This is a genomic window from Roseitalea sp. (assembly GCF_984466335.1).
In genome coordinates, this window is the sequence record NZ_CFIFWG010000068.1 from 1 (window position 1) to 2,113 (window position 2,113).

Genomic DNA, 2,113 nt, shown 5'->3' on the forward strand with positions numbered 1-2,113 from the left:
GTAGTAAAGCCCGCGGAAGATGTGCAGATAGACCGCAAGGAAGAAGAAGTGCGCCCCGTTCTGATGCATGTAGCGCAACAGCCAGCCCGAGTTCACGTCGCGCATGATGTGCTCGACGCTGTCGAAGGCCTCCTCCGCGCTGGGCACATAGTGCATGGCCAGGACGATGCCCGTCATGATCTGGATGACCAGGAAGATCGTCAGGATGCCGCCGAACGTATAGGCGTAGTTCAGGTTGCGCGGCACCGGATAGGCGACGAAACTGTCATACATCAGGCGCGGCAGCGGCATGCGCGCATCCATCCATTTGCCGATGCCGCTCGTCGGTGTGTAGGTTCCGTGATGTTCGAGCTTGCTCATCGCGGAATCTCCTAAGCTTGATCGGTGCCGACGATCAGCGTCGTGTCGTCGGCGAACACATAGGGCGGCAGCGGCAGGTTGGTGGCGGCCGGGCCACGCAGGATGCGGCCGACCAGATCGAACACCGAGCCGTGGCAGGGACAGAACCACCCCTCGGGCGCGTTGTCGACCGTGTTGGGAACGCAGCCCAGATGGGTGCAGGTCGCCGAGACGATCACCCAATTGTTGACGGACGCGCCGTCCGGCCCCGCGACCCGCTCCTGGGCGGGCACATATTCCTTCATGTCGCCCTGGCCAAGCGTGTCGGTGGCGGCGATCTCCTCGTCGGTCAACTGGCGGATGAAATAGGGCTTGGAGCGCCATGTGACGACGATCGTACCGCCCGGCTCGATGGCGCTCAGGTCGACCTCGATCGGCAGTCCCGCGGCACGCACCGCCGCGTCGGGGCGCATCTGGTCGATGAACGGCCACGCCACGGCCGCCGCGCCGACCACGCCCGTCATGCCGGTTGCGACATAGATGAAGTCCCGGCGGGTCGGCAGGTCGCCGTCCTGCCCATGGCCCGTCTCGTTCTGGCCCACCTCGTTCTGGGTCGCATCTGTCACGAAGACGTCCTTTCCTGGACAAAGAAATATGTGTCAAAAAGTCAGGTTTTGCAGGCATTAACGCTGCGATTTGGCGAGCTAACTATGTCGCCGCGTTCGCCTTGTCCACCCCGGACGACGGCAAGACGACACTGTGTCGCAAACCGGCGCGCACGCCTACTCGGCCGCCTCGGCGACGCTCAGGAAGCCGCCGGACTGGCGCGTCCACATGCGGGCGTAGAGCCCGTCCTTGTCGCGCAGCAGCTCGTCGTGCCGGCCCATCTGCACGATCCGGCCGTTATCGACCACGACCAGACGGTCCATGGCGGCGATCGTCGACAGGCGATGGGCGATGGCGATCACGGTCTTGTCGGCCATGAGCCGGGCGAGATTGTCCTGGATCGCCGCCTCGATCTCGGAGTCGAGCGCCGAGGTCGCCTCGTCGAGAATCAGGATCGGCGCATCCTTGAGCATCACCCGGGCAATGGCGACCCGCTGTCTTTGCCCGCCCGACAGCTTGATGCCGCGCTCGCCGACATGGGCGTCGTAGCCGCGCCGGCCGCCCGGATCGCGCGCATCGAGTATGAAGTCGTGCGCCCTGGCCTTCCTCGCCGCCGCCTCGATCTCGGCCCGGCCGACGCCGTGGCGGCCATAGGCGATGTTGTCGCGCAGCGAGCGGTGCAGCAGGGAGGGCTCCTGGCTGACCACGCCGAACTGGGCGCGCAGCGAGACCTGGGTGACGTCGGCGATGTCGGCGCCATCGATGGTGACACGGCCGGCCTGGGGCTCGAACAGCCGCAGCATCAGCGCCACCATGGTCGACTTGCCCGCGCCCGACGGGCCGACCAGTCCGACCTTTTCGCCGGGTTGGATCTCAAGGTCGAGGTCATCGAAGAGCGTCACGTCACCCTTGCCGTAGTCGAAGCGCACGCCCTCGAACCGGATCCGGCCGACCGCGCGTGGCATCGCAACGGCACCGGGTCTGTCGCGGATCGCCGGTTCGACCGAGATCGTTTCGAGCGCGTCCTGGATGGTCGAGAATGCGCGGATCAGCCCGTTGATGTTGAACATCATCCAGCCCGACATCTGGTTGAGCCGGAAGACCAGGCCCATCGTCGCCGCGATCGCGCCCGTCGAGATCGCCCCGGCCATCCACGCCGAAACCGCGA

The 2,113-nt window shown here is 65.8% G+C and carries 2 protein-coding genes and 1 pseudogene; all 3 read right to left on the reverse strand.

The window, feature by feature from the left end; translation table 11 throughout:
- A pseudogene (locus AC5E6L_RS08045) lies at nt 1-360 on the reverse strand (cytochrome b); the annotation flags it as partial.
- Between the two features lie 11 nt (nt 361-371).
- Nucleotides 372-941: a ubiquinol-cytochrome c reductase iron-sulfur subunit gene (gene petA / locus AC5E6L_RS08050; RefSeq protein ID WP_491228640.1), complete on the reverse strand. Its 570-nt coding sequence runs from the start codon at nt 939-941 to the stop codon at nt 372-374.
- 180 nt (nt 942-1,121) lie between these two features.
- A partial coding sequence (locus tag AC5E6L_RS08055; protein ID WP_491772495.1) for an ABC transporter ATP-binding protein occupies nt 1,122-2,113 on the reverse strand: 992 nt, incomplete at its 5' end.